This is a genomic window from Shewanella sp. Pdp11, from assembly GCF_002838165.1.
Taxonomy (GTDB): domain Bacteria; phylum Pseudomonadota; class Gammaproteobacteria; order Enterobacterales; family Shewanellaceae; genus Shewanella; species Shewanella hafniensis.
The window spans coordinates 1,710,807-1,736,117 of the sequence record NZ_CP015194.1; the positions used below are offsets into that span (position 1 = coordinate 1,710,807).

General features: G+C 48.6%; 18 protein-coding genes and 1 riboswitch. Of the genes, 13 read left to right on the forward strand and 5 right to left on the reverse strand.

The genetic code is table 11. The features are described 5' to 3' along the window. Positions 1 to 79 precede the first annotated feature (79 nt). Positions 80 to 1,060 carry a dienelactone hydrolase family protein gene (locus AYJ58_RS07575; RefSeq protein WP_198555620.1) on the forward strand — a complete coding sequence of 327 codons (981 nt, stop codon included), beginning with the start codon at positions 80 to 82 and terminating at the stop codon, positions 1,058 to 1,060. A 175-nt stretch (positions 1,061 to 1,235) separates the two neighbouring features. Here the strand turns inward: AYJ58_RS07575 and AYJ58_RS07580 are convergent, their stop codons facing one another. The 4 genes from AYJ58_RS07580 to AYJ58_RS07595 all read right to left on the reverse strand — a co-directional run bounded on the left by AYJ58_RS07580 (position 1,236) and on the right by AYJ58_RS07595 (position 8,298). Then, entirely contained in the window at positions 1,236 to 2,513 is a 1,278-nt protein-coding gene (locus tag AYJ58_RS07580) for a cytochrome c (protein ID WP_106649630.1), read from the reverse strand. Continuing rightward, positions 2,513 to 3,046 carry a (2Fe-2S)-binding protein gene (locus tag AYJ58_RS07585; RefSeq protein WP_106649631.1) on the reverse strand — a complete coding sequence of 178 codons (534 nt, stop codon included), beginning with the start codon at positions 3,044 to 3,046 and terminating at the stop codon, positions 2,513 to 2,515. The genes AYJ58_RS07580 and AYJ58_RS07585 overlap by 1 nt, the downstream gene beginning before the upstream one ends. After that, on the reverse strand, positions 3,043 to 5,940 hold the full coding sequence (locus AYJ58_RS07590; RefSeq protein WP_106649632.1) for a xanthine dehydrogenase family protein molybdopterin-binding subunit: 2,898 nt from the start codon (positions 5,938 to 5,940) through the stop codon (positions 3,043 to 3,045). Before AYJ58_RS07590 ends, AYJ58_RS07585 begins: the two co-directional genes overlap by 4 nt. A 1,341-nt stretch (positions 5,941 to 7,281) precedes the next feature. Continuing rightward, complete coding sequence (locus AYJ58_RS07595; RefSeq protein WP_106649633.1) at positions 7,282 to 8,298, reverse strand: IS110 family transposase; 1,017 nt, start codon at positions 8,296 to 8,298, stop codon at positions 7,282 to 7,284. Positions 8,299 to 8,535: 237 nt separating this feature from the next. Between AYJ58_RS07595 and AYJ58_RS07600 the strand changes: the two genes are divergently transcribed. The 3 genes from AYJ58_RS07600 to AYJ58_RS07610 all read left to right on the forward strand — a co-directional run bounded on the left by AYJ58_RS07600 (position 8,536) and on the right by AYJ58_RS07610 (position 11,273). Further along, on the forward strand, positions 8,536 to 9,066 hold the full coding sequence (locus tag AYJ58_RS07600) for a HEPN domain-containing protein (RefSeq protein WP_063883774.1): 531 nt from the start codon (positions 8,536 to 8,538) through the stop codon (positions 9,064 to 9,066). 20 nt (positions 9,067 to 9,086) lie between these two features. Next, positions 9,087 to 9,494, forward strand: a complete 408-nt coding sequence (locus AYJ58_RS07605) for a hypothetical protein (RefSeq protein WP_106649634.1) — start codon at positions 9,087 to 9,089, stop codon at positions 9,492 to 9,494. Positions 9,495 to 9,617: 123 nt separating this feature from the next. Next, positions 9,618 to 11,273 carry a P-loop ATPase, Sll1717 family gene (locus AYJ58_RS07610; RefSeq protein WP_106649635.1) on the forward strand — a complete coding sequence of 552 codons (1,656 nt, stop codon included), beginning with the start codon at positions 9,618 to 9,620 and terminating at the stop codon, positions 11,271 to 11,273. A gap of 405 nt (positions 11,274 to 11,678) precedes the next feature. Here AYJ58_RS07610 and metH read toward each other — a convergent pair whose 3' ends face one another. Next, positions 11,679 to 15,413, reverse strand: coding sequence for a methionine synthase (gene metH, locus AYJ58_RS07615; protein ID WP_106649636.1), 3,735 nt, complete (start codon positions 15,411 to 15,413; stop codon positions 11,679 to 11,681). 276 nt (positions 15,414 to 15,689) lie between these two features. On the opposite strand from metH, the gene AYJ58_RS07620 reads away from it, so the two are divergent. From AYJ58_RS07620 to AYJ58_RS07660, 9 genes are all read left to right on the forward strand, one after another. Further along, on the forward strand, positions 15,690 to 16,421 hold the full coding sequence (locus AYJ58_RS07620; protein WP_106649637.1) for a histidine phosphatase family protein: 732 nt from the start codon (positions 15,690 to 15,692) through the stop codon (positions 16,419 to 16,421). Positions 16,422 to 16,625: 204 nt separating this feature from the next. Then, positions 16,626 to 16,791, forward strand: a riboswitch (cobalamin riboswitch). A 100-nt stretch (positions 16,792 to 16,891) separates the two neighbouring features. Then, positions 16,892 to 17,773, forward strand: coding sequence for an ABC transporter ATP-binding protein (locus AYJ58_RS07625; protein ID WP_106651771.1), 882 nt, complete (start codon positions 16,892 to 16,894; stop codon positions 17,771 to 17,773). Between the two features lie 40 nt (positions 17,774 to 17,813). Beyond that, a complete protein-coding gene (locus AYJ58_RS07630; RefSeq protein ID WP_106649638.1) occupies positions 17,814 to 18,899 on the forward strand; it encodes a FecCD family ABC transporter permease in 1,086 nt (361 codons plus the stop codon). A 165-nt stretch (positions 18,900 to 19,064) separates the two neighbouring features. Then, positions 19,065 to 20,147, forward strand: a complete 1,083-nt coding sequence (gene cobT, locus AYJ58_RS07635) for a nicotinate-nucleotide--dimethylbenzimidazole phosphoribosyltransferase (protein WP_106649639.1) — start codon at positions 19,065 to 19,067, stop codon at positions 20,145 to 20,147. A gap of 106 nt (positions 20,148 to 20,253) precedes the next feature. Beyond that, positions 20,254 to 21,042 (forward strand): adenosylcobinamide-GDP ribazoletransferase, encoded by a 789-nt coding sequence (locus AYJ58_RS07640; RefSeq protein ID WP_106649640.1) that lies wholly within the window; start codon positions 20,254 to 20,256, stop codon positions 21,040 to 21,042. After that, complete coding sequence (cobU, locus tag AYJ58_RS07645) at positions 21,039 to 21,659, forward strand: bifunctional adenosylcobinamide kinase/adenosylcobinamide-phosphate guanylyltransferase (protein ID WP_106649641.1); 621 nt, start codon at positions 21,039 to 21,041, stop codon at positions 21,657 to 21,659. The genes AYJ58_RS07640 and cobU overlap by 4 nt, the downstream gene beginning before the upstream one ends. Positions 21,660 to 21,733: 74 nt before the next feature. Continuing rightward, a complete protein-coding gene (locus tag AYJ58_RS07650; RefSeq protein WP_198555622.1) occupies positions 21,734 to 23,416 on the forward strand; it encodes a cobyric acid synthase in 1,683 nt (560 codons plus the stop codon). 92 nt (positions 23,417 to 23,508) lie between these two features. Further along, entirely contained in the window at positions 23,509 to 24,132 is a 624-nt protein-coding gene (gene cobO, locus AYJ58_RS07655) for a cob(I)yrinic acid a,c-diamide adenosyltransferase (protein ID WP_006082831.1), read from the forward strand. Positions 24,133 to 24,256: 124 nt separating this feature from the next. Then, positions 24,257 to 25,291 carry a DUF2235 domain-containing protein gene (locus AYJ58_RS07660; protein WP_106649642.1) on the forward strand — a complete coding sequence of 345 codons (1,035 nt, stop codon included), beginning with the start codon at positions 24,257 to 24,259 and terminating at the stop codon, positions 25,289 to 25,291. Positions 25,292 to 25,311 lie beyond the last annotated feature (20 nt).

The following is a 25,311-nucleotide window of genomic DNA, read 5'->3' on the forward strand; positions in this document are numbered from 1 at the left end:
CTTTACTCTTGAGTTAAATCTTAACACCCACAAGCTAGGGAAGTGACCTGTGGTTAGCTTGTTCAACGGAGGAATAACGATGACACAGCAAGACAAGCAAGCCTTAGCAGAGACAAGCCAGATATATGTCCAGAAAGTACAACCGATACCGCAGGAAGCCTTTGACTGGTATGACGAATATGCCCATGGCATTATCGATCGCCGTGAGTTTATGGGGCGGCTAGCAGGACTGGTGGCGCTAGGGTTTACCCTGACCACGCTCACGGGCGCACTGATGCCCAATTACGCTTTAGCCGAACAAGTGTCGTTTAATGACCCCAGTATTCAAGCCAGTTATGTCAAGTTTCCTTCGCCCAATGGTTACGGAGAAGGGCGCGGCTACTTAGTCATGCCCGATGAGTTATTGCTCGCGGGCAGTGCCGCAGGAGAGCCGAAAACCTTAGATCCCACTAAAAAAGCCGCGGTGGTGTTAGTGGTGCATGAGAACCGTGGCCTGAATCCCTATATCGAAGATGTGGCTCGCCGCTTAGCCGCGCAGGGTTATATCGCCTTCGCCCCCGATGCGCTTTATTCCCTAGGTGGTTATCCGGGTAATGATGATGCGGGCCGCGCCATGCAAAGTAGTTTAGACAGAGCCAAAATCGAGCAAGACTTTATTGCCGCTGCGCAGTTTTTAAAATCCCATCCCCAAAGCAATGGCAAACTCGGCGCCGTGGGGTTTTGTTTTGGCGGCTATATCGTCAATATGCTGGCCGCGACCATTCCCGATGAACTCAATGCTGGCGTACCTTTCTATGGCACACCCGCAGCCACTGAACTGCGTAGCCGCGTGAAAGGTCCACTGATGTTGCAATTTGCTGGGCTCGATCAGCGGATAAACGACACTTGGGCCGAGTACGAAACCCAATTAAAGGCCAACAAAGCCGATTATGTCGCCTATCTTTACCCGAATGTGAATCACGGTTTCCATAACGATTCTACTGGCCGATACGATAAAGCCACCGCCGAGCTCGCATGGACGCGCAGCTTAGCCTTCTTCGATACTCGACTGCGTGGCTAAGTGAAAGTGAAGCTCCGCTTACTCTGATCCCGCTTATTCTGATTAAGTCGATGAGTGACCGATTCTCGCGCTCTATATTAATCAAGCAAAAGCCGACGCTAGCGTCGGCTTTTATCTTAAATCTCCCACATACCTATGCGGCTTTTATCTTAAATATCCCACATATCTATGTGGGTTAGTCGTGCTCGAGGATCACTTCTTTTAAGCTTTGGATGGTTTTCACATCGAGATTACCGGGTTGTGTGCTCCAGGTGAGTCTTAGGTAATTGGCTAAGTCTTTAATCTGCTCGTCGCTTAACTCATCAGCATATCCCGGCATGGCATAAAAGCTGGTGGTAGCGTTGTAATGCTGGCTTTGAATACCTTTTAACATCACTGCGACGATATTGTGTGGACTCGCTTTATCTAAGGTGGCGTTTCCTGCCATCGCAGGGGCGACATTAGGACGACCTTCACCATTTTGACCATGGCAACCGGCGCAGTAACCTTTGTAGAGCGTATAGCCTGGCAGTTCAGGTTTATGGCCGTTAAAGGTGAGCGCTTGTGGTTTAATATCTTCGTCGGTATCGAGCAGATAACTGCTTACCGCGCGCATATCATCATCGGTTAAGTGGCTAAAGCTGTGATACACCACGGGATACATGCCGCCAAATACTGTGCCTTTACGGGAATAGCCTTCAGTAAACAGCGACTTAAGATCCTCATGGGTCCAGTTCTGCCTGTTAAGCTCAGTGGGGCGAATGTCCGATGCCTCTAAGCCTTCGATAATCGCGCCCTCAAAGTGCTTGTCCTGCTCCATGGCAAACAGCGTGTCTCTTGGGGTGTGGCATTCACCGCAGTGCCCTAGGGCATTGACTAAGTAATTGCCGCGGTTCCAATGTTCGCTTTTTTCCTTGTTCGGGGTAAATTCCTTGGCATCGTGGGCGACTAAGTTCCAAGCTTTTAGGCCAAAACGCAGGTTAAACGGAAAGTACACATCATTGTCGCGATTGGCCTGCTTGATGGGTTTAGTACTCATCAAATAGGCATAAATCGCCTGAGTGTCGTCGTCCGTGAGCAAACTGTAGGAAGTGTAAGGCATAGCAGGATAGAGGTTGCCGTTGACGCCAACACCGTGGTGCATGGCATCAAAAAACTCCTCGTAACTGTATTTGCCAATCCCAGTTTCTTTATCTGAGGTGATATTGGTCGAGTACACAGCGCCAAAGGGCGTTTCGAACGGCAAACCGCCCGCGAGTTCGCGCCCGCCGACCGCAGTATGGCAGGCTACGCAGTCGCCTATCTTCATCAGATACGCGCCGCGTGCAATGTCGTTATTCGTATTGCCGCCTTCATCGGCAACGCTGCTGGAACAGGCGAGCAAACCTAGCCCTAAACTCAGGAGTAGATTGTGACTCAACAGATTTTTTATCCTACTAATGTGCGGGAAATAGCGCAGATAGGCTGATGTCATCACAGGGTTAGCCCCTTAGTCTTGAGGATCAGATCTTTAACTGCCGCATAGTATTTTACGTAGCCAGTACAGCGGCATACGTGTTCACTCAAGGCATCTTCAACGACTTTTTCAACTTGATCTTTAGCGATAGGCTGTCGCTCTAGTCGCTCAAGCAGCGCAGTCGATTCGTTGACAAAGCCCGAGGTACACCAGCCACATTGAAACGAGAAATGTTCCAAAAAAGCCTCTTGTACTGGGCTCAGGGCGGTGATTTCGCCAAGGGAGTTTTGTCTAGCATGACCTTCGACAGTGCGGACGCGTTTACCATTAAAACGCTCGACACCATTGATGCAGGTGCGCACCACTTCGCTCATGCCTTGCTCGTCGTCGACGATCACGGTACAGGCGTGACATACGCCCGCGCCGCAACCAAACTTAGTGCCTGTGAGGTTCAAGTATTCATGTAGAAACTCAATCATCATCACGCCATCGGCGACGTCAATCGGGCCTACGGCTTGGTTATTAATGGTCAGTTTAATAGACTGGCTCATGCCATGGCCTCCTTAATTTTTTTCGCTGTCATAGGTAAATCGTAAAAGCGGACATGGGTTGCTTGATACACGGCTTCAATCAGCGCCGCGACCACAGGGATCATCACGACTTCGGCGATACCACGGCTAGGATCGTTATCAGATAACTGCGGCAATATGGTATGACGTTGATCCCACACGCCCACATGCCGCGCTAACGGCACCTGATAGCGATTGAGGTTCCAGGTACCATTGCCAGCGCCGGCTTCAAATGGCGGTAAGCCTTCATGCAGTGCATGGCCAATCCCCATCGCAAGGCCACCTTGAATTTGCCCTTCGACTAATTCTTTAACAATCACTTTGCCCGCTTCTAACCAAGTATGAGAACTCAGTAGCGTGACTTCGCCATTGCCTTCGTTTACGGCCACTTCAACCAAAGTGGCGCAGGGGGCGTAGTAAGTCACCATGGCATTGTTCAGTTCGGCTCTGGGATAACTCATGGCTTGACGATCGATCAAGTGATAGCCATTAGACTTCATGCTGGCTTGGCGCGCTTTGATACTCATAGTCGTGTCAGAAGTGGCCGCAAACGTCGCGTTCCCTTCGCCGTATTGCAGTGCCAGCGCATCGAGTGCTAAACGCTCTTTAGTGCCAAGAATGTCGAAATCAGCTTCGGCCCAAGCCCAGCGATTAAAGGCATGGCCCATCACGCCAACCACTAAGCCCATGTCGTGGGCGCGTTTCGCGAGAATATCTAGCGACAATGGTGGAAAGCCCAAGGCGGTTAGCTTGCCATCGACCCAGCGACCATCGCGTGAGTTATGTAAATTAGTCGAACCCATTGGGGTGTTAAAATACAACTCGTTCCAAATTGATACCGCCGCAGGCCACAGGCCGTGACGGTAGATAACGTCGGCGGCGATGCGGGTGACATGGCTTTGGTAATAGGCCGACATAGACGCCGACGATGCCATGGCTTTAACCGGTGTCCAGCGTGGATTAGCCGCCATTTCATCTTGGCGTTGCTGCGAAATAATATAAGGATTATCGGTTTGCACTAATTGCATCGCATCCCAAATATCCACTTCGGCGAGTTTTACTTCATCGGCAAAGTTGCCAAGGGCATCGCTGACCACTACGGCTTGGGAGGTTTGCGTGCCAGTGCCCATTTCGATAAAGCCGATTTCTAGGGTGATTTTACCGTCTTTCGCTAGGCGAACCGCCGCACTTGGCGCCGCTGCACCTGTACCATAATCTTTGGTGGCGATACCAAAACCGACGCCGTAACGCATCCCCGGATGTTTGGCCTCATAGTCCTTTTTATTCACCGCGCGGTTTTGCCACACGGGATCTTGCTCGGCCATCTCGAGCATTTCGCGGTAACGCAAAGTACCGTTAGGAATCGCACCTTGAGTATTACGCTGGCCAGACTCCATCACGTTGGCGGCGCGCAGTTTAAAGGGATCAACCTTTAGCTCGTCGGCTATCTCGTGGATCATGCATTCCATCGCCGTCATCGATTGCAGCGTGCCATAACCGCGCATCGACCCCGCATCTGGGTTACGCGACGCATAGGCGGTGGCGATAATATCGTTGCGCGGCGTGTAATAAATGCTTTGCATCGCTGTTGCGCCAACCGAGGTCACAGACGGAGTAAAGTTGACTCGTCCGCCGCCATCGACTGTCATCTGCGAAGTTAAGGCTTGGATTTTTAAGGTCGATTTATCCACCGCTAAGCGGCTTTTCATGATGAACGGATGACGCTTAAGGCCAGATTGGAATTGTTCGAATCTGTCATTGGCGAGTCGGATTGGCCCCTTGGCATAAACGGCCGCGATCACGCCGTAATAAGGAAATATCGAATGGTCTTTCGCGCCAAATCCACCGCCGATATAAGGCGAGTGCACCACCAGATGTTTTACCTTGCCTGCCAGTGGGCTAGATAACAGCATGTGCACTGCCATCTCTTGAAAGTCCTGCGGCGACTGCGAGGTAATCACAGTATGAAAGGTTTGGCTAGCCGCGTCATACCAGCCGTTAAAGGCTTCGGGTTCCATCATCATAGGATCGATGATCTGGGTGCGATATTCCCGCTCTAGCACTTGCCATTGTTGATTGGCTTGGGCGCTAGCAATCTGCTTATCTATCTCGCCCGCATAATAAAGCCCGCGCTCAGACACTGTCCCTTTGGCATTCGGATTGCCCAACCATTCTGGCTTGCGATCTTTTACGCTGGGGAAAAATAGCCCATCGTGGAGTGGGCTATATAAATCTTCCCTTGCGCCATCTTCACCTTCAACTCGAATCAAACGCCAGCTGGCGTATGGGTCTTTGGTGTCCGACACAAACGGCGTTTGCTCACCAAAGCGCAGTAAGGTTTGATCAAATTGCAGTAAAGACTTAGCTTGCTTAAAGGCGGGGAAACTGTCGAACAACAATATCGCCACCGCATGGCCTAAGTAGTCGGCGGTTTGCCCTTCGGCCAGCAACATGTTGTAACCGTAAAAATCGGGCAGCTTGATTTTATCACGGGCCAGATCGGCCGCTGTGATCACTTTATAGGGCTTAGCCGATGCGGGCAGGTGGTCGAGGGAAAAGCCTTGATAAACATGGGAGGCATCGGCGGCGCGAAGGATAAAAGCGTAACCTTGCTGCTTGGGCCAGCCCTCCATGTCCATAGCGCGGTAATCACGGCCATAGACCTTTTGGCCTGTGACCTTAGCTATGCCGTCGTTACGAAACTTAGGTTTGGATTGACCATTAACCTGAGTTTGCCATTGGGCTGCTAGTTCAGGTGAGACAATCGCCGCATTCGCGCGACTCATTTCCCACAACAAAGGGGCCGAGTATACGGCAACCCCGCCAATCACACATTGCTTGATAAAGGTCCGGCGTGACGTATTAGATGGTTCCATATCTCAACCTCAGTTGTGCTTCCGTGTAATATCAGCCGCGCTGCATGGTATCGCCCGATATAAGCTTGTTGTCGATCGACTTTTTATTGATTGTTGCGACATAGCTTTGATAAACACTGAATGTAAATTTACATTAGCCACGTTAGCATGTAGGGCCGAAAATGCAAATTTAGGCGGTTAATCGTTGCAGTTTTGACCAAGCTAAATCAGAGTGTAAAACCCGTGTTATCAGGCTTCTACAGTGATGTTCGTACTGTGATTCAACTCAGTTACGTTATGGCTGAATTTTGTTCAGTGCTCTTTGCGCAGAGCCCTTGAGCAATGCACTCAAATTGGGGCTTATTCGCATGTCGAAATTGGCTCGCTTGCCAAAACCAAACCGCCCGTCACGGCAAGACTTCATTGCCACCGTAAGATCAAGAGATAGTGTTATTTGATGGCGACAGGTTTAGTCACATGCAGTCATATCAAAATGGTTAAATCAGTGCTTGCTTAATTACTTGATTTGTAATGCTAAAGTTATAGACAAGTGTACGCTATGTCGCTATCTTAGGTTTTTAACAAGGATGAGCTTTAATCGCGTACCCGCGATTCGAGTCACTTGCATCAGGACGATGTGTCTTTTCTCTTTCTTAGATACCCAACTCCTCCTGCAAATTCGTGAATATGCTTTGGCACTTATGCTTGTTGCCACAGTGCTTATTGGCATTTTGCTCAATGTTCAGCAGTGGACGTTTTGAGCTAGTGCGACCTTGTTTTGATTGATGGCTTGGCTGACAGGTGTTGGCGAAGTGCGGTAGCAATGGGGAAGCTTTGTCGGTTCACAATTTGTCGGTTCACAAAGTAGTGAACTGGTAATTTTGCGGCCTAACGGCCGAGGTGAATCAAGGTCGTGGGTCTTCAACCCCTGATTTTCAATCAAGAGTCGACCAAGGAGGACTGCTCGTCCTATCCTCCTTGGATGCTCCAAGACGCCCCTAGCGAAGTTACATGCATTAGTTACTGGCCTAGCGCTTATTCGAAAATCACTAACGCTTCCGATGGTACATCCTGTACCCCGAAAGCTAGCTCGGCATATATGGACCCATCCGGTTTGCAAGACATTCGATATCAATTTTGAGAAGAGTTCATTGCACCCATATATTCGGCCTGTTATTGAGGTATGCCTCTGGCCCTGATGGATATCTGCTTCTACTGTCCTTATCATCCTTGCGGCTTCATTATGAGCCTATGGCGAGCTAAGGTTTTTAGTAGATCAGTCTGACTGTCTCATCATCAATTCAAGTGTCTTAGCAACTTGCTGGTTGGTTAATTATTAACGTTTATTGAATCTATTCAGCACTATACTGGAAGTCGATATTCTTCGTCATGCGCCGCGATAACCCATGCCATTCTCGCGAGTTTATTGGCGACGGCTACACAGGCTCGGTTAAAACCTCGGCGCTCTGCTAACTGGATTGCCCAGCAACTAAACTTATCTTGCTTATTCTGGCTGTGTTGCAACACCGCTCTGGCGCCGTGGATGAACAGGGTGCGTAAATACGCATTTCCCCGCTTGCTTATTCCAAGAAGGTTATCTTTACCTCCACTGCTGTGTTGTTTGGGAACCAAGCCACACCAAGCTGAAAAGTGTCTGCCATTACTGAAATCTTTACCATCACCTGCGGCGGCATAAAAGGCGGTAGCGGTGACTGGACCAATGCCAGGGATAGTCTCTAAACGCTGGCAAATCACATTGTTTTTAGTTTCTGTGAGCACTTGTGCATCACAACTCTTAAGCCGTTTTTCTATATCACTAAATTCTTCATATAACTGATAAAAAATGGCCCGACCTTTAGTGGTCAGTGTATTGGCTTCATCCGCTAAAATATCTGGGAACTGTACTTTAAAAGCCGATTTACTTTTGGTCATCACAATGCCGTATTCTGCTAGCATCCCTCTGACTTGATTGATTAAGGCGGTTGATTGTTTAGTTAATCGTTCCCGCATACGGTGGAGCAGTTGCACATCTTGCTGCTCGACGCTTTTGGGTTTTACAAACCGCATGTTGGGCCGCTGCGCAGCCTCGGCAATGGCTAGCGCATCGTTGTAGTCATTTTTATTACCTTGCCGAAAAGGTACTACAAATTGAGGAGCAATTAACTTGACGCTGTGGCCCAACAGCTCAAATTCTCTGGCCCAATAATTTGCCCCACCACAGGCTTCCATCACAATCAGACACGGCTCAATTTGAGCAAGAAAGGGAAGTAAGTCCTTGCGTCTAAGCATTTTCTTTTTGATTAACTTACCCGCTTTATCGACGCCAACAGCATGAAAAACAGACTTTGCGATATCTAAACCGATTGTAGTAATCTTCATAGGTGGACCCGTCCTCTTTCTGATGAGTTTTAGCGACTACATCGTGGCCCATTGCGAGGCCGATTAAAAGTGGATGGGTCCATTCCATTATCCATGCCTCGCTCACGTTATTTTCTTCAACGCCCGTCGGCAACTTCGCAGGGTATTGGTGTAACTCTTGGCATTAGTGTTTATTCAAAAAACTTTATTAAAATTCAGATTGTTACTTGTATGGCTACTATTTGGCTAAGGAATAAAATGTCTGTTGCTCTAAATACATTTAAGCGTGCAATCAATGATGCAAGAGCTTTGATCGAATGCTACGACGAACTAAATGTAAAACAGGAATCACAAGCATTGGGTGCATTAAAAAGAGCCGCTTTGATCATGACTATGACGGCTTGGGAAACCTATGTAGAAGATGTTGCTACAGAACTTTTCAACAACAAGTTTGGTGCACTAAAAGGGTGTCAAATTGGAAACTTTATGGAGCAGCAGTTTTCTACCCGCTTGAAAATGTTTCATAACCCAGACTCCGCTAAAACGAAGCAAATTTTTGAAGAGTTTTTCGGGATTGATGTTACAGAGCATTGGAAATGGCCGAATTACATCCCTAAACAAGCGAGAGAAACCCTTAATACTTGGCTAAGAAAGCGTGGAGATGCGGTTCATCGTGCGCAGGTTGAAATAGGAACACCTCAAATTATTAAGCGTGATGAAGTGGATAAGTGTATTCGGTTTATTACTGAATTAGTGACAGCAACAGATAAAGCATTAGGTTCAGTTTAGTTAGGGTTATGTGAGCTGCAATGAAACTAATACTACAAATTACCTTAGGTATCTTGCTAGCGAGCTTAGTCACTTTGTTGGTGCGAATTGGCTATTTGAGTTATGTCGAATACCGCCTGACACAAGGGCTTAATGAGTTTGCTATGCAACAAAAGCAAACGGAACTAGCTCGCCAGCAGGCTGCGAAAGATCGCCAGCTTGCTGAGTATCAGATTCAGCAAGAGTTACAGCAAAATGCGGCTGAAAAATCCAGACTAGCCAAGCAAAACGAGGCCGCTCGATTACGCAAAGCCGAAGCATGGCGCAAGTATTATCTTGTCCCCGAAGACTGTAAAAACTTTAAGTCCGACGAACACATGGTCAACTGCATCAACCACAAAGCCGATGCAAAAGCAGAATTTGATAGGGTATATAATCCATATAACTAAAGTTAGCGAAATCGATTAATTAATATCAATTTTTTAATTGTATTTAAAAGGTATTTTTGGATCTTTTTCTATTTGATTGCACTTGTTATTAGTGTGATTTTTTGAAGAGTAGGAGGGGTTGTCTTGAATGAAATAATTATTAAAAAAGGCGTAAAGCTCGGCCAGTTAGATGCTGAATCTGATGCTAGCTTATTAGATGCTTGTTTTGTTGATAATGGTCAGTTAAGTGATCTGCTTGATGTCGAGCGAACTGAATCTATTCTTGTCGGTAGAACAGGGGCTGGGAAAAGTGCTTTTATATATCATATTTCTCAATCTGTAGAGTACTCAGTGCTTCTTGATCCTCACTCTATATCCGTACAATTTGTTGAGCATTCAGATATAATACAGTTCTTTAATAAACTAGGTATAAAACTAGATTTGTTTTATCGGATGCTTTGGCGACATATTCTAATTGTTGAGCTATTAAAGTTAAGATATGACCTTAGAAGTCAGGATGCAAGTGCAACATTTTTTAGACGACTATATGAGTCAGTTAGTAGAGACCAAACTAAACAACGGGCTTTAAATTATTTTAGAGAGTGGGGTGATAAATTTTGGTTAGAAACAAGTGAACATCTTCGGGAGATTACAAATAAACTTAGTACTGACTTAAAATCAGGGCTAGGAACTAAATTCTCCACGCTGAATATATCATTGGAAGGTGCTAAGCATTTATCTGATGAAGTTAAGGTAGAGGTGAAAACACTAGCGACTCAAGTTATAAATCAAATTCAGGTTCAAAAACTTAATGAAGTTTTTGAATTGTTGTCAGACTATGCATTTAATGATAAACAAAAGAAATTCTACATCTTAATAGATAAGCTTGATGAAGATTGGGCTAGTACAGAAACGCGCTGTAGGCTTATCAGGGCATTGATTGAGGAAACTAAATCATTTAGGAATATTCCACAGGTTAAGATAATTACAGCTCTTCGAGTAGATTTGTTAAATGTAGTATTTAATAAAACACGAGATTCAGGTTTTCAGCAAGACAAGTACGAGTCATATATTGTAAAAATAAATTGGACGGAGCACGATCTTAAAAGTTTACTTGAAAGAAGATTGAGAGAGGTATATAGAAGGCAGTATACTTCAAGTACAGTAGAGTTTAATGATGTATTTCCCTCGCCTAAACATAATGTCGATGCATTGTCTTATATTTTTCAACGGACATTGATGCGACCTCGAGATGTTATACAGTTTGCCAATGAGTGTTTTGTTGCTGCGTTAGATACTCCTAGGATTTCATGGAGATCAATTTATGTTGCAGAATCAAGTTACTCGGTTAAGAGGCTTGACTCTTTAAAGGAAGAGTGGCATGAAATTTTTCCAAATCTAGAGGTTTCCGTTGAAATTTTAAGAGGAATTACGTCACCATTTACGCGCAACGTATTATCCAGTGATAAACTTGAAGCTGTAGCCTCTGAATTGGCTGTTAGTTCTGAAGAATTAAGTATAGACCCGTGTACTGTGGTAGCCAGAAAAATGTATGAGGTAGGGCAGAGTGTTGATGTTTCTGATTTTATGTATGAGTCACTTCTTTGTTTTTATCAAGTTGGAATTATTGGTGCGAAAATAAGTACGTTGGATAGTTTTAGTTGGTCTTATAAAGATCAGCCTAAATTAACAAGAGGGGAAATAAAGCGTACGAACCAAATGGCAGTTCATAAAATGGTTTCTCATGCATTAGAAGTTTCTGAAAAAGAGATATTATCTATTTCTAAAAGAAGTAAATAGATAGATGGGACGGGCATAACTCTTTCAATGCAATATGCTAACTCTAATCCCACAGAAGTTCACCGATCCCCTGCGAAGTTGCTGAAGAGCGTTGAAGAAAATAGCGTGACGCAGACAGGACGTCTGCGTAGCTTTCGGGGGGAAGGGACGCCCCATCGGAAGCGTTAGCGATTTTCGAATAAGCACGAAGCCACTAATCAATGCATGTAACTTCGCTAGGGTCGTCTTGGAGCATCCAAGGAGGATAGGACGAGCAGTCCTCCTTGGTCGGGTGTGGGGTGAAGCCCCACGACTTTGATTTTAATTTTCTAAAGTAAAAAATAAGGGGCGATAACTCGCCCCTTAACTTTGCCCATTTATAAAGTTGCCTAAATTCAGTTTGGGCAAATTACTGAGTAAACATGATTACTCGGGATCATAGTCAAGTACTGGCGCCAGCCACTTCTCCGTCTCAGCTACAGTCATCCCTTTGCGCTTCGCATAATCTTCCACTTGATCACGGCCGATATTACTCACGCCAAAGTAGCGGGATTTCGGGTGGGCGAAATACCAGCCCGATACTGCCGCTGTGGGGAACATGGCGTAGCTTTCGGTGATGTTCAAGTCGATAGTCTCATCGGGCTTGAGCAAGTCCCATAACAAGCCTTTTTCTGTGTGGTCTGGGCAAGCTGGGTAGCCCGGTGCGGGGCGTATGCCTTTGTATTTCTCGCGGATTAAGGCTTCGTTGCTTAACTGCTCGTCGGCCGCATAACCCCAAAACTCTTTACGTACCCGTTCGTGCATCCGCTCGGCAAAGGCTTCGGCCAAACGGTCGGCTAAGCATTTGAGCATGATGGCGTTGTAGTCGTCGTGGTTGGCTTCAAAACGCGCCACATGTTCGTCTATGCCATGGCCTGTGGTCACCGCAAAGCCGCCCATGTAATCGGCGACGCCTGAGTCTTTTGGCGCAACAAAGTCGGATAGGCAGAAGTTGTCATTGCCGACACGCTCAAGCTGCATCCGCAGGTGATGTGTGGTCATTTCGACTGTGGTGCGCGACTCATCGGTATAGAGCTCGATATCGTCGTAATTCACGGTATTGGCTGGGAATAAGCCGATAACCGCTTTCGCCGTGAGCCACTTTTCTTCGATGATTTGTTTGAGCATGGCTTGACCATCGGCGAACAGCTTTTGCGCTTCTTCACCGACCACTTTATCGGTGAGGATTTCGGGGTAATGGCCGTGCAGTTCCCACGAGCGGAAAAACGGTGTCCAGTCGATACGCTCGACTAAGTCTTCTAATGGATAGTTATCAAATACTTGGCGCCCGAGCACGTTTGGCGTGAACGGGGTGTAATTGGCCCAATCGTGTTGGCAGCGGTTATCACGCGCCGCTTCGAGTGACACTATCTCTTTGCGCTTGGCTTGGGATAAACGCTTAGTGCGCATGTCGTCGTATTCGGCATAGGTTTCGTCTATGGTCGCTTGGCGAGTCTCGTTGTTGATGAGCTTACTCACCATAGGCACGGCGCGGGACGCATCGGCGATATAGATAGCGCCATGGGGATAATGGGGCGCAATCTTCACCGCTGTGTGGATTTTAGAGCAAGTCGCGCCGCCGATAATCGCCGGAATGGTTAAGCCTTCGCGGTGGAAGGTTTTCACGTTATGCACCATCTCGTCCAGACTCGGCGTGATGAGGCCCGACATGCCGATGATATCGATATTGTGTTCTTTCACGGCGTCGAGAATTCGCTCCACCGACACCATCACGCCTAAATCGAATACCTCAAAACCGTTACAGGCGAGCACCACGCCGACGATATTCTTGCCGATATCGTGCACGTCGCCTTTTACCGTCACCATCAAAATCTTGCCATTTGATTGGCCTTCGACCTTTTCAAGCTCAATGTACGGATTTAAGTAAGCCACGGCTTTTTTCATTACCCGCGCCGATTTCACCACCTGCGGCAGAAACATCTTGCCCGAGCCGAACAAGTCGCCGACTACGTTCATGCCATCCATCAGCGGGCCTTCAATCACATCTAGCGGACGTTTCGCTTCTTGGCGAGCGGCTTCGGTATCTTCATCGATAAATTCGGTAATACCTTTGACGAGCGCATGGGATAAGCGTTGGCTCACTGGCCAGCTGCGCCATTCTAAATCTTCTTTCTTACCGACCTGTGCGCCATCACCGCGGAATTTCTCCGCGATTTCAAGTAACTGCTCGGTATTGCTCGAGCCTTCAACTGGGCAGGGTAAGTTAAGCACTACGTTTTCGACCCGCACTTTAAGTTCAGGGTCGATATCATCGTAAATGGCTAATTGGCCCGCGTTGACTATGCCCATGTCCATGCCGACTTTGATGGCGTGGTACAGGAACACCGCGTGAATCGCCTCGCGCACTGGATTGTTACCGCGGAACGAGAACGACACGTTGGACACGCCGCCCGAAATCATCGCGTGGGGCAGGGTGGCTTTAATCGCTTTAATGGCATCAATAAAATCGACGGCATAGTTGTCGTGTTCATCGATACCTGTGGCGATGGCGAAGATATTTGGGTCGAAGATGATGTCTTCTGGCGGAAAGCCGACCTTATCGACCAACACGCGGTAGGCGCGGGTACAGATTTCGATTTTACGCGCTTTAGTGTCGGCCTGACCTTGTTCGTCGAATGCCATGATAATGGCCGCCGCGCCGTAGCGTTTCACCAGTGTTGCTTGCTCGATAAACTTGGCTTCGCCTTCTTTGAGGGAAATAGAGTTAACTATGCCCTTGCCTTGAATACATTTGAGGCCAGCTTCGATCACTTCCCACTTAGAGGAGTCGATCATAATAGGTACGCGGCTGATGTCGGGCTCAGAGGCAATCAAGTTTAAAAACTTGTGCATGATCTCCACGCCATCGAGCATGCCTTCGTCCATGTTGATGTCGATGATCTGTGCGCCGCTTTCAACCTGCTCGCGGGCGACATCGAGCGCCTGCTCAAACTTGCCTTCTTTGATCAGCTTTAAAAACTTGGCCGAGCCTGTGACGTTGGTGCGTTCGCCCACGTTAACGAACAGGGTATTGGCATCGATAGTCAGTGGTTCCAAACCGGCAAGGCGGCAGGCTACGGGAATATCGGGCAACACGCGCGGGTTATGTCTATCGACCGCTTCACGAATAACGCGGATATGTTCAGGCGTACTACCACAACAACCGCCGATAATATTGAGCATGCCTTCGCGCGCCCAATCTTCAATCACGTTTGCCATGTCTTCTGGGGTTTCATCGTAACCGCCAAACTCGTTCGGCAAACCCGCATTTGGATGCGCCGACACATAACACTCACTGATGCGGGATAATTCTTCGACGTATGGGCGCAGCTCTTTTGGCCCAAGTGCACAGTTAAGGCCGATAGATAAGGGCTTGATATGGCGTAGGGAATTGTAAAAAGCTTCGGTCGTTTGGCCAGTCAGTGTGCGGCCAGAGGCATCGGTAATGGTGCCCGAAATCATGATAGGTAAGAGGTCACTCGAATGCTGACCGAATAAGTCATCGAATACGGATTCAATCGCAAACAGCGCGGCCTTGGCATTTAAGGTATCGAATATGGTCTCGACCATAATGATATCCGCGCCGCCTTCAATCAGTGCCTTAGTGGATTCTTTGTAAGCAGTCACTAACTCATCGAAGCTGACGTTGCGATAGCCTGGGTCGTTCACATCAGGGCTAATTGAACACGTACGGTTAGTGGGGCCTAACACACCGGCGACGTAGCGTGGAATGCCTGTGGCAGCAAAGACTTCATCACAGGCTTCACGGGCGAGGCGTGCGCCGGCTAAGTTAATTTCGGCGGACAGCGACTGCATGTCGTAGTCGGCCATGGCGATGGTGGTGGCGTTAAAGGTGTTGGTTTCAATGATGTCGGCACCGGCGTTTAAGTAGTCGGTGTGAATTTGTTTGATGATGTGGGGTTGCGACAACACCAATAAATCGTTGTTACCTTTGACATCCGTGTGCCAATCTTTAAAGCGCTCGCCGCGATAGTCCTCTTCTTCCAGTTTGTAGCCTTGGATCATAGTGCCCATGGCACCGTCTAAGATCAGAATGCGCTCTGCAAGCTGTTTGCGAATGTCTGCTAATATCTGGCCGGCTTTGGTTGAGGGTATCGTCATAAATAATTACCTTAAATACAGCTAAGTTAAGTCCAAGCATCGACCCTTGTTATGCAAAGAGCATTTTATTCTGGTCTATCGACATTTGTTTTTGGATACTTGTTTTTATAAAATGCTTTTGGACATTTAAACGTATAGACGTCCATAATACGCGACTTATGATTGTCAGGGCAAGATGAAAGTCAAAGGCATTAGAATCTAGGTTCTAGGCTCTAGGCTCTAGGCTTTGGTTCCTAGCACCTAGATTCTAGATCCTAAGATTTTTAAAAGGCATATATGAAACAAGTTCGATTGTTATTGTTGCGCCACGGCGAGTGTGAAGGCGGCGCCATTTTACGCGGCCGTGTGGATGTGCCTCTAAGCGAAAAGGGCTGGCAGCAAATGTCGGCAGCAGTTGAGTCACAGGCCAGCGTGTGTAGCGCGATTTATAGCTCGACCTCACGCCGCTGCGCCGAATTTGCCCAAGCCTTTGCCGCCAAGCTGCATTCGACGGCGGCGCTGGTATCTGAGTCAAGGCCATTGCAGGCGCAGCTTTTATCGGGTTTACAAGAAATCGACTTTGGCGATTGGGACGGTCGTCGGCTCGATGAACTGTATCAACAAGCGGGCGAACATTTAGCGGCCTATTGGCAAAACCCTTGGCAAACACCGCCGCCCAATGGGGAAACTATGGCTAGTTTCGAGTCGCGGGTGAATGGGACGATTGACCAGATACTCGCCGCCGAGTTTAAACGGTTGATTATCGACTCAGATAACGCCGAGCAGGTTACGGGCGCTAGCGTGGGTAAGGGCTTGAGTACGGGTGAGCTGGCTGCCAAGGTATGGGTGGTGACCCACGGCGGGGTGATCCGTCACCTAATGGCGCGCGCCCTTGGGGTTGAACGGGCGGTGGGATTTTTCAGTCAACTCGATTTACCCGTGGCGGCCGTGGTGAGCATTACTGTGCTGCAGGATGAGCACGGCGTTTGTTACTGGCGTTTAGATTGGCCGAGCGGACGCTGCGAGTGATATGCATCGGCCTAAGGTGAAGATTTTTCTTGTCTTACCAGCGTGATTGTCGATTGCCTATTAAGGTAAATATAGGATAATGCGTTTTCCTGGCGTCCCCCTAAGCACGCGGCCTTGCAAGGCTTGCGATAGCGTATCGGATGACGTCACAGAAATAGGTGTTGGGAGTTTTGAGTGGTGCGAGTATGTTCTGTGGCAACGATTGCCAGCTTACACTGCAAAGGCTTGAAATCAATCTCAACATAATAGGGAATCGGGGAGCTGCTTGTCAGTCAGCCCGAACTGTGCCCGCAACTGTGAGTGACTTTTTATATTGTTTTTAATACAAAAAGTGACGAGTCAGGAGACCTGCCTATTTCTGTTATCGCTGCGTGCAGCCTTAGTTCTCGAGCGGGTGACTCGAGGGAGCCGATGACAATGTGCATAACCTTTTTTAATTCAGGTTTGGACTCGCTAGGAGCACCACTTTGGTGAAACTCTCTGCCATCCAAACGAGCCATACCTTGAATGACAGCGACACTCGCCCATCAGCGAGCCAAACGGTCGCGCTTGATGTCAGCCAGCTAAGCTGGTGTATCGATGGCAAAACCATTCTTTCCAATATTAACTTTGCGCTGCCTACCGGGCAGATGCTGGGTTTGATTGGTCCAAACGGTGCGGGTAAGTCTAGCTTGCTGCGCTGTTTATATCGCTTTGTTCGCCCGACTCAGGGCAAAATTACCCTGTTTGATCAAGATATTGAGCGTTTATCGCCCAAGGCGTTTGCTTGCCGAGTTGCCGTAGTGCAGCAAGACACGCCGCACTATTTTGACCTCACCACAGAGCAATTGGTCAGCATGGGCTTAACACCGCATAAGGGCATGTTCGATACCAATTCGAGCTGTGACGGCGAGCGCATAGCCAAGGCTCTAGAGAAAGTCGGCCTGAGCCATAAGATGCATCAACAGTACGAGCACTTATCTGGCGGTGAAAAGCAGCGTGCCTTAATCGCCCGTGCCATAGTGCAGCAGCCGCAGCTATTAATCCTTGATGAGCCAACCAACCACCTCGATGTGCGTTATCAAATCCAAATCCTCGAATTGGTGCGTAGCCTTGGCATCAGCGTGATTGCCTCTATTCACGATCTCAATTTAGCCAGCGCCCTGTGCGACAGTTTGTTGTTGATCCATAACGGTGAAGTCAGCGCTATGGGCACGCCAACTGAAGTATTAACCGAGGCGCGAATTGGCGATGTGTTTGGCGTGTGCGCTAAGGTATCGACCCATCCACAACATAAAAAGCCCTTGATCAGCTACTTTTATGGTTACCATGACTTAACGCACCACATGGCTGAGCGAGGCGAGGGCGGATGATTCAGGGAGTAAATAGCATTTCATCTCACATTTGGGGCGTATGGTGACACCTTTGACGAGACAACAACTGATGCTGGTCGCATTAGGCATAATCACTTTGATAACCCCCATTGCCGCCACAAGTTTTGGCGCGGCGAACATCAGTTTTATCGATGTTATCCAAGTGTTTATCAATAAAATGGCCAACCTCACTCAAGCCAATGGCATGACAGAGCGCATCGTGATGGAGCTCAGGCTGCCGCGTATTTTGCTCGCCTTTGTGGCGGGTGCGGGCTTGTCCTTGGCGGGCAGTGTGCTGCAAACTGTGACCCGCAATCCGCTGGCCGACCCTTATCTGTTTGGTATTAGTTCCGGCGCGTCCTTTGGCGCTGTGGTGATGTTGACGATATTCACAGGCTCTGGATTTTTTGATAATGCGGGCATGGCGGCAAACTCGGGGATTTTTAGTGGCTCGGGTGCCTTGTCGGGTTTGCTTTGGTTTAGCTTGCCCTTCGGCGCTTTTATTGGCGCCAGTTTGTCGGTACTGATAGTGCTGGCCTTGTCTGGCCTTGGGCTCAATAGCCAAGTGGAGCGCATGTTGCTCTCAGGCGTGGCGACCTCTTTTATGTTTGGCGCGTTAACAAGTTTGTTGTTGTATTTCGCCAGTCCGCAGGCGACGGCTTCTGTGTTGTTTTGGAGTTTAGGCAGTTTTGCTAAGGCCAGTTGGTCCTTATTAGTGCTGCCGACACTGGTGATTGGCGCGAGTTTGTTCATTATTTTAGGCATGAAACGGCAGATCATGGCGTTGCAAGCGGGGGATGAAACGGCGCATACCTTAGGGGTGAATGTGCCTAAGTTGCGACTCAATATGCTGTTGCTCTGCTCCTTGATTACCGCGATTTTGGTTGCCACCTGCGGCGGGATTGGCTTTGTCGGTTTGATGATCCCCCACACAGTGCGCATGCTGTTTCCCGGCCGTCAGCCGATTATTTTAACGGCGCTGGTGGGCGGATTATTTATGGTGTGGATTGATGTACTGGCGCGCTGTTTACTTGGCAATCAAGAGTTGCCCGTGGGCATTATCACGGCGGCCATAGGTAGCATGTTCTTTTTGCTGATTTTGCGTAAACGCAGAGTCATGGCGTAAACCTAGAGTCATGCCGTAATCCTAGAGTCATCTAGCAAGCGCAAACTGGCGAGATAATCATCATTTCTGTTGATATCTGCCCCGCGATTGGAAATGCAAAATTGGACATGTTAGTCATAGACGCAGGATGCGTTGTGGTTATTTAAGATTATAAGTGGAGTGTGGATGTCTCAGTCAGCCGTGTCTTTTCAAATCAGCCCAGTTAGCAAAGCGCAGGATCCATTGATCCAGCAGAAAATAGATCTTAAGACTAAGCCGCCCGGCGCCTTAGGTCAGCTCGAATCCTTAGCCTTACAGATTGCCCGCGTGCAAGCGACTGATTTGCAACAAACGGATCAGCCACAAAATACTGTGCTGAAAATCGTTCATCCGACCATGTTAGTGTTTGCGGGTGACCATGGTATTGCCGCTGAAGGCGTGTCGATTGCCCCTAGCGAAGTTACGCGCCAAATGGTGCAAAACTTTGCCCATGGCGGCGCGGCGATTAACGTTTTTTGTCGGCAGGTGGGCTTTAAGCTCGAAGTGATCGATTGCGGCATTTTAACCCCAGTCGAAGGGGTTGAAGGCATTATCGATCAACGTCTTGGCGCGGGCACAGGGGCGATTCATTTAGAGCCCGCAATGGCGCTGGAAACCGTCGATAAAGGCTTTGCGATGGCGCGCGATTTGATTGAGCGTCACCATCAAGCCGGTTGTAACTTAGTCGCCTTTGGCGAAATGGGTATTGCTAATACCTCATCTGCTGCGGCTATTATGGCGGCTATCATGCAACTCGACGTGATTGATTGTGTCGGCCGTGGCACGGGCATTAATAGCGAAACCTTAGAACGTAAACTCATGCTGATTGAACTGGCGTTATTGCTGCATCAAAGCGCCTTAAATGGGCCAAAATCAGTGTTAGCTTGCCTAGGTGGCTTTGAAATTGTGCAGATGACGGGCGCGATGTTAGCTGCCGCCGAGCGCAAAATGCTGGTGGTTGTGGACGGTTTTATCGCGACAGCTGCGGCATTAGTTGCGGTGCAAATCGCCCCTAATGTGCGTGATTATTTGATTTTTGCCCACCAGTCAGACGAGCAAGGCCATCAGCGGATGTTAGAGTTTTTGCAGGCGAAACCTTTATTATCCCTCGGGCTAAGATTAGGCGAAGGCACGGGCGCAGCTTTGGCGTTGCCGCTTATTCAAGCCTCAGTAAATTTTTACAATCAAATGGCGAGTTTTAGTGATGCGGGGATTGAGGCTGTTGTATGATGTGCGCTGCTAAGTCGCTTATTTTACTTATTTAAAATAATAACTTTTTAGCCAACCGTTTTAATCTTAAACCTTGTAGCAAGTGTTAATTCACTAAGGATACTTTATGTCAGAACGCGAAAGCTGGCACAAAGAGATAGATTTATTTTTAGTTGCCATGGGCTATTTTACCCGCATTCCTATGCCTAAGTGGGTCGAAGTCGATAGCGATAAGTTGAATAAGGCCAGCCGTTATTTCGGTCTCGTCGGTCTTTTGGTCGGCCTGTTGAGTGCCATAGTGTTTTGGCTGACGCAAAACTGGCTCCCCGCCGGTGTCTCTGTGCTGTTAGCTATGTTGGTCGGCGTCTTGCTCACGGGCGGATTTCACGAGGATGGCCTAGCCGATACCTTCGACGGTTTTGGCGGTGGTTGGACGGCGGAAGACAAGCTGCGGATCATGAAAGACTCGCGCCTTGGCAGTTATGGTGCACTGGCGTTGATCTTGGCCCTGCTGCTGAAATGGCAGTTGCTAGTTGAGTTAGCACTGTACGATCCTGTGGTGGCTGGTTCTGCACTTATCGTCGCCCACACAGTCAGCCGCGTGGTATCAGCCAGTATCATCTTTAGTGAAAAATATGTCCGCGATGACGAAACCAGTAAGTCTAAGCCGCTATCGCAACATCAAGGCATTAATGAGCTGCTTATCCTGATCGCCAGCGGCGTATTAGTACTGTTATTCCTCAAGGGGTTAGCGGCATTGTCATTGCTATTGGTGATGATAGGACTGCGCCGTTTGATCATAGTGATCTTTAGACGCCAGATTGGCGGTTACACGGGTGATACCTTAGGCGCGGCGCAGCAAATATCTGAAATCGTGTGTTATTTTGTATTGCTCGTTGTGGGTAACATACTGTGATCCACCTCGTCCTAGGCGGCGCCCGTAGCGGTAAGAGTCGTTACGGCGAAGCCTTAGTGCGTCAGTACACTGCGCTTGGCTTCGATGCCTGCTATGTGGCGACGGCGCAGGCGCTAGATGATGAAATGGCGACACGTATCGCCAAGCATCAAGCGGGACGAACGGACGATGGTATCGAATGGCAATTGTTTGAAGAGTCGCTCGCCCTCACTGCACTGTTAAAACAGTTAGCAAAACCTGGGCGAGTGATTTTAGTAGACTGTTTAACTCTTTGGTTAACCAATCAATTACTCGCATCCAACGCCAAGGTTGATGATGAACCCGCGCCTACCGAGTGGAGTGGGGCAGACTTTATCACCTCTACCAGCCAAGCCTCTAACGATGAAGCTCTGGCGAGTTGGCAGGCAGAGAAAACCGCGTTTGTGGATTCCCTTGCCGAGCTTGAAGGTGTGGTGGTGTTGATCAGTAACGAAGTCGGCTCTGGTATCGTGCCCTTAGGTGAGTTGAGCCGACAATTTGTTGATGAAGCGGGCTGGTTAAACCAAGCTGTAGCCGCTTTGGCTGACAATGTCACCTTAGTGGTTGCGGGTTTACCCTTAGCACTAAAACCACTGTAATCTAAATCAGTTAAGTGATATTCAGGCTGAGTTTTTATCTTTGTCCCTGCAAACTAAAATAAGTTTTTAACCTTATGCCTTCTTCAAACACAGACAACACAGGCTGTGCCAATGCACTCGATACCGCTGACGCTTTAGCTATTCATTCTGCTGCTAATCTTGCGGTGAATCCCGCAGTGAATAGACCTGCGGTTAATTCGCTTCGTCGCGCAAAAGTCTTGATGGTGCAGGGCACAACATCCGATGCAGGTAAAAGCACCTTAGTCGCAGGCATTTGTCGTTTGCTCGCTCGTCAGGGCGTAAAGGTTGCGCCCTTTAAGCCGCAAAATATGGCGCTTAATAGTGCAGTCACTATTGATGGCGGCGAGATTGGCCGCGCACAGGCGTTGCAAGCCGCGGCCTGTTATCTTGAGCCCCATACCGATTTTAATCCCATACTGCTTAAACCAAGCTCGGACACGGGCGCGCAAATTATCGTTCATGGCAAAGCCCTGACAACACTCGAAGCCTCGGCCTTTTTTGGGCCTAAATCTAAGGATTACAAGGCAATGGCGCTCGACGCTGTGCTGGAATCCTTCGAGCGATTAAGTGCCCAGTATCAAACCATAGTGGTGGAAGGCGCGGGCAGTCCAGCGGAGATCAATCTGCGCGAGGGCGATATTGCCAACATGGGATTTGCCGAAGCCGTAGATTGCCCCGTGATCATCATTGCCGATATCGATAAGGGCGGCGTATTTGCCCATTTGGTCGGAACGCTGGCGCTATTATCTGAGTCTGAACAGGCGCGGGTAAAGGGCTTTGTGATCAACCGTTTCCGTGGTGATATTAGCCTGTTGCAATCTGGCCTCGATTGGCTTGAAGCTTATACGAACAAGCCTGTTTTAGGCGTGTTGCCTTATCTGCATGATTTACATCTCGATGCCGAAGATGCGCTGATAAGCTCGCCGATCAAAGGCGTGAACAGCCGCTTAAAAGTGCGGGTATTAGTGTACCCAAGGATCAGTAATCACACGGATTTTGATCCGCTGCGGCTGCATCCCGATATCGATTTTGATTATGTGTCGTTGCAAACCCAAGCCGCGAGTCACGCCACTCATCTGCCCGCCGCCGATATATTGATCTTGCCCGGCAGTAAGAATGTGCGCGCCGATTTGGCCTTTTTACGCCAGCAAGGTTGGGATAAAGATATTGCCACACACCTGCGTTACGGCGGCAAAGTGCTCGGCATTTGCGGCGGTTACCAAATGTTAGGTCAAAGCATTGCCGATCCCTTAGGCATTGAAGACAGTGCGGGCGACACCGCAGGGCTTGGCTACTTGCCATTGAGCACGGAACTTAAAGCCGATAAACAGTTACGGCGGGTGAGCGGTGAGTTAAGGTTACTTGGGCAAACAGTTGCAGTGAAGGGCTATGAAATCCACTGCGGCGAATCACGTTATCTTATCCCTAGGCTTGAACAAACGAATGCGCCCTTGCAGTTAATCCCAGAATCGACATCCTTAACAGCGCCAGCGATGAGTTTTGCCGATGGCCTGCAAAGCGATGACGGGCAAATCTTAGGTACTTATTTACATGGGCTATTTGATAGCCCTGATGCCTGTCAGCTGATTTTGCGCTGGGCGGGATTAAACGATGCTAAGACGATAGATATCAATCAAATACGTGAGCAGCAACTCGAGCGTTTAGCCGATGTACTAGCCGAACATCTCGACATGCAAAAATTACAGACTATTTTAGATGCTGCAGTTCAGCGTTGAATTCGGCAAAGAACGGATATTGTGAGAGCGGTATTTAAAAACTAACTATTTATAAAAGCAGACATTTTTAGCAGCAGAGTGAAGAGAAGACCATGACAGCACAGAACGACAATGAACAAGCGCAAATCAAGGCCGAACGCCACAAGGCTCGCCAACAAAAAGTGAAAGCCGGTGTAGATGCTAAAATTGCCGCCGCCCAAGAAGAAAAGGGTATTTTGCTGGTATTAACTGGTAACGGTAAAGGCAAGTCGACCTCAGGTTTTGGCACGGTCGCCCGCGCCGTCGGTCACGGTAAAAAAGCCGCGGTAGTGCAATTTATCAAAGGCACTTGGGAGTGCGGTGAGCGCAACTTACTCGAAGGTGCCGGGGTTGAGTTTCATGTGATGGGCACAGGTTTTACCTGGGAAACCCAAGATAAAGAAAAGGATACTGCCGCTGCCGTGCTCGCATGGGAAGCCGCCGAAAAGCTGCTGCAAGATGAGTCGATTGACTGCTTGATGCTGGATGAGCTGACCTACATGGTGAGCTATCACTATCTGGATGTGGAACGCGTGCTCAATGCACTTAAGAATCGTCCACCGATGCAGCATGTGATTATCACTGGCCGCGCTTGTCATCGGGCGATTATCGAGCTTGCCGATACGGTCAGCGAAGTGCAGCCGTTGAAACATGCCTTTGAAGCGGGTATCAAGGCACAGCAAGGTTTTGATTACTAATCGAACTTGGTAAAAGTAGGCGCATAAGTGACTATCTGTTATTGGCTGGCAGCTAGGCCTTTAGCCACTACTAGCCGTTAGTCACTTACCGTTCAACGTTCAAAGTGTTCTCAAGGATGATCCTATGAATAAGCGTATCGTGATTTGTGCCGATGGCACTTGGAATCGGCCCGAGAAAGATCTTAAGGTCGATTTCCCTACCAATGTGCTGCGCCTCGCGCGGGCTATCAGCCCGATAGCGGCTGATGGTAAACCCCAGCAGGTATTTTACGATTGGGGTGTCGGTTCCTATTACGATGAAGCCATGGGCGGCGCAACAGGGCGCGGTTTGCATAAAAACATCATGGATGGGTATCGCTATATAGTGCAAAACTATTCCCCCGGCGACGAGATTTACCTCTTTGGCTTTAGCCGTGGTGCTTACACAGTGCGTTGCCTGTGCGGCTTGATTAATAACTGCGGCATACTCAAACGCCCCGATGCGGCATTGATTCAGCAAGCCTTCGACCATTATAAAAAAAGCAGTGCGCCCTTTGCCCCTGACGGCGAAAAATCCCTCGAATTTAGAGCTAGATACAGCCATGAATCGCGGGAAATCAAGTTTGTTGGCGTGTGGGATACCGTTGGCGCTATGGGGATCCCTATCTCGTTTTTAGGTTTGTTCGAAGATAAAGATGAGTTTTACGACACTAAAATCGGCCGCAATGTGCGCGTTGCCCGCCATGCCTTAGCCATAGACGAACACCGCAGCGATTTTGAGCCCACCATCTGGCAACTGCGTGACAATATGGACATGCAGCAGGTGTGGTTTGCCGGTGCCCATAGCAATATTGGCGGCAGTTATAAACCCGATAAAGACGGCGCATTGCTGTCGGACAATGCACTGCTGTGGATGATATCTGAGGCGCAGAAATTTGATTTAAGCTTAGAGCCACACTTAGCCGCGAGTGTGCATCCGAGTCCGTTAGCCACCTTGCATGATTCGAGGCGCAGCTTTTATCGGATAAAGCAGGAATATTTGCGGCCACTCGACCCTGAGCAAGTCCCAGTGCTTTTGCATCATTCGGTCAAGGCCCGCTGGGATCAAGATCCTAGCTATCGCCCCAAGAATCTACAAACCTATATCGAACACTATGGCTGGCCAGAGCAGCTAGTTTAATTCTTTAAAAATTAAGGCAT

Coding starts and splice junctions, on each gene's coding strand:
- AYJ58_RS07575 (WP_198555620.1), top strand. CDS start 80: ATGACACAGCAAGACAAGCAAGCCTTAGCAGAGACAAGCCAGATATAT.
- AYJ58_RS07580 (WP_106649630.1), bottom strand. CDS start 2,513: ATGACATCAGCCTATCTGCGCTATTTCCCGCACATTAGTAGGATAAAA.
- AYJ58_RS07585 (WP_106649631.1), bottom strand. CDS start 3,046: ATGAGCCAGTCTATTAAACTGACCATTAATAACCAAGCCGTAGGCCCG.
- AYJ58_RS07590 (WP_106649632.1), bottom strand. CDS start 5,940: ATGGAACCATCTAATACGTCACGCCGGACCTTTATCAAGCAATGTGTG.
- AYJ58_RS07595 (WP_106649633.1), bottom strand. CDS start 8,298: ATGAAGATTACTACAATCGGTTTAGATATCGCAAAGTCTGTTTTTCAT.
- AYJ58_RS07600 (WP_063883774.1), top strand. CDS start 8,536: ATGTCTGTTGCTCTAAATACATTTAAGCGTGCAATCAATGATGCAAGA.
- AYJ58_RS07605 (WP_106649634.1), top strand. CDS start 9,087: ATGAAACTAATACTACAAATTACCTTAGGTATCTTGCTAGCGAGCTTA.
- metH (WP_106649636.1), bottom strand. CDS start 15,413: ATGACGATACCCTCAACCAAAGCCGGCCAGATATTAGCAGACATTCGC.
- AYJ58_RS07620 (WP_106649637.1), top strand. CDS start 15,690: ATGAAACAAGTTCGATTGTTATTGTTGCGCCACGGCGAGTGTGAAGGC.
- AYJ58_RS07630 (WP_106649638.1), top strand. CDS start 17,814: ATGGTGACACCTTTGACGAGACAACAACTGATGCTGGTCGCATTAGGC.
- cobT (WP_106649639.1), top strand. CDS start 19,065: ATGTCTCAGTCAGCCGTGTCTTTTCAAATCAGCCCAGTTAGCAAAGCG.
- AYJ58_RS07640 (WP_106649640.1), top strand. CDS start 20,254: ATGTCAGAACGCGAAAGCTGGCACAAAGAGATAGATTTATTTTTAGTT.
- AYJ58_RS07650 (WP_198555622.1), top strand. CDS start 21,734: ATGCCTTCTTCAAACACAGACAACACAGGCTGTGCCAATGCACTCGAT.
- cobO (WP_006082831.1), top strand. CDS start 23,509: ATGACAGCACAGAACGACAATGAACAAGCGCAAATCAAGGCCGAACGC.
- AYJ58_RS07660 (WP_106649642.1), top strand. CDS start 24,257: ATGAATAAGCGTATCGTGATTTGTGCCGATGGCACTTGGAATCGGCCC.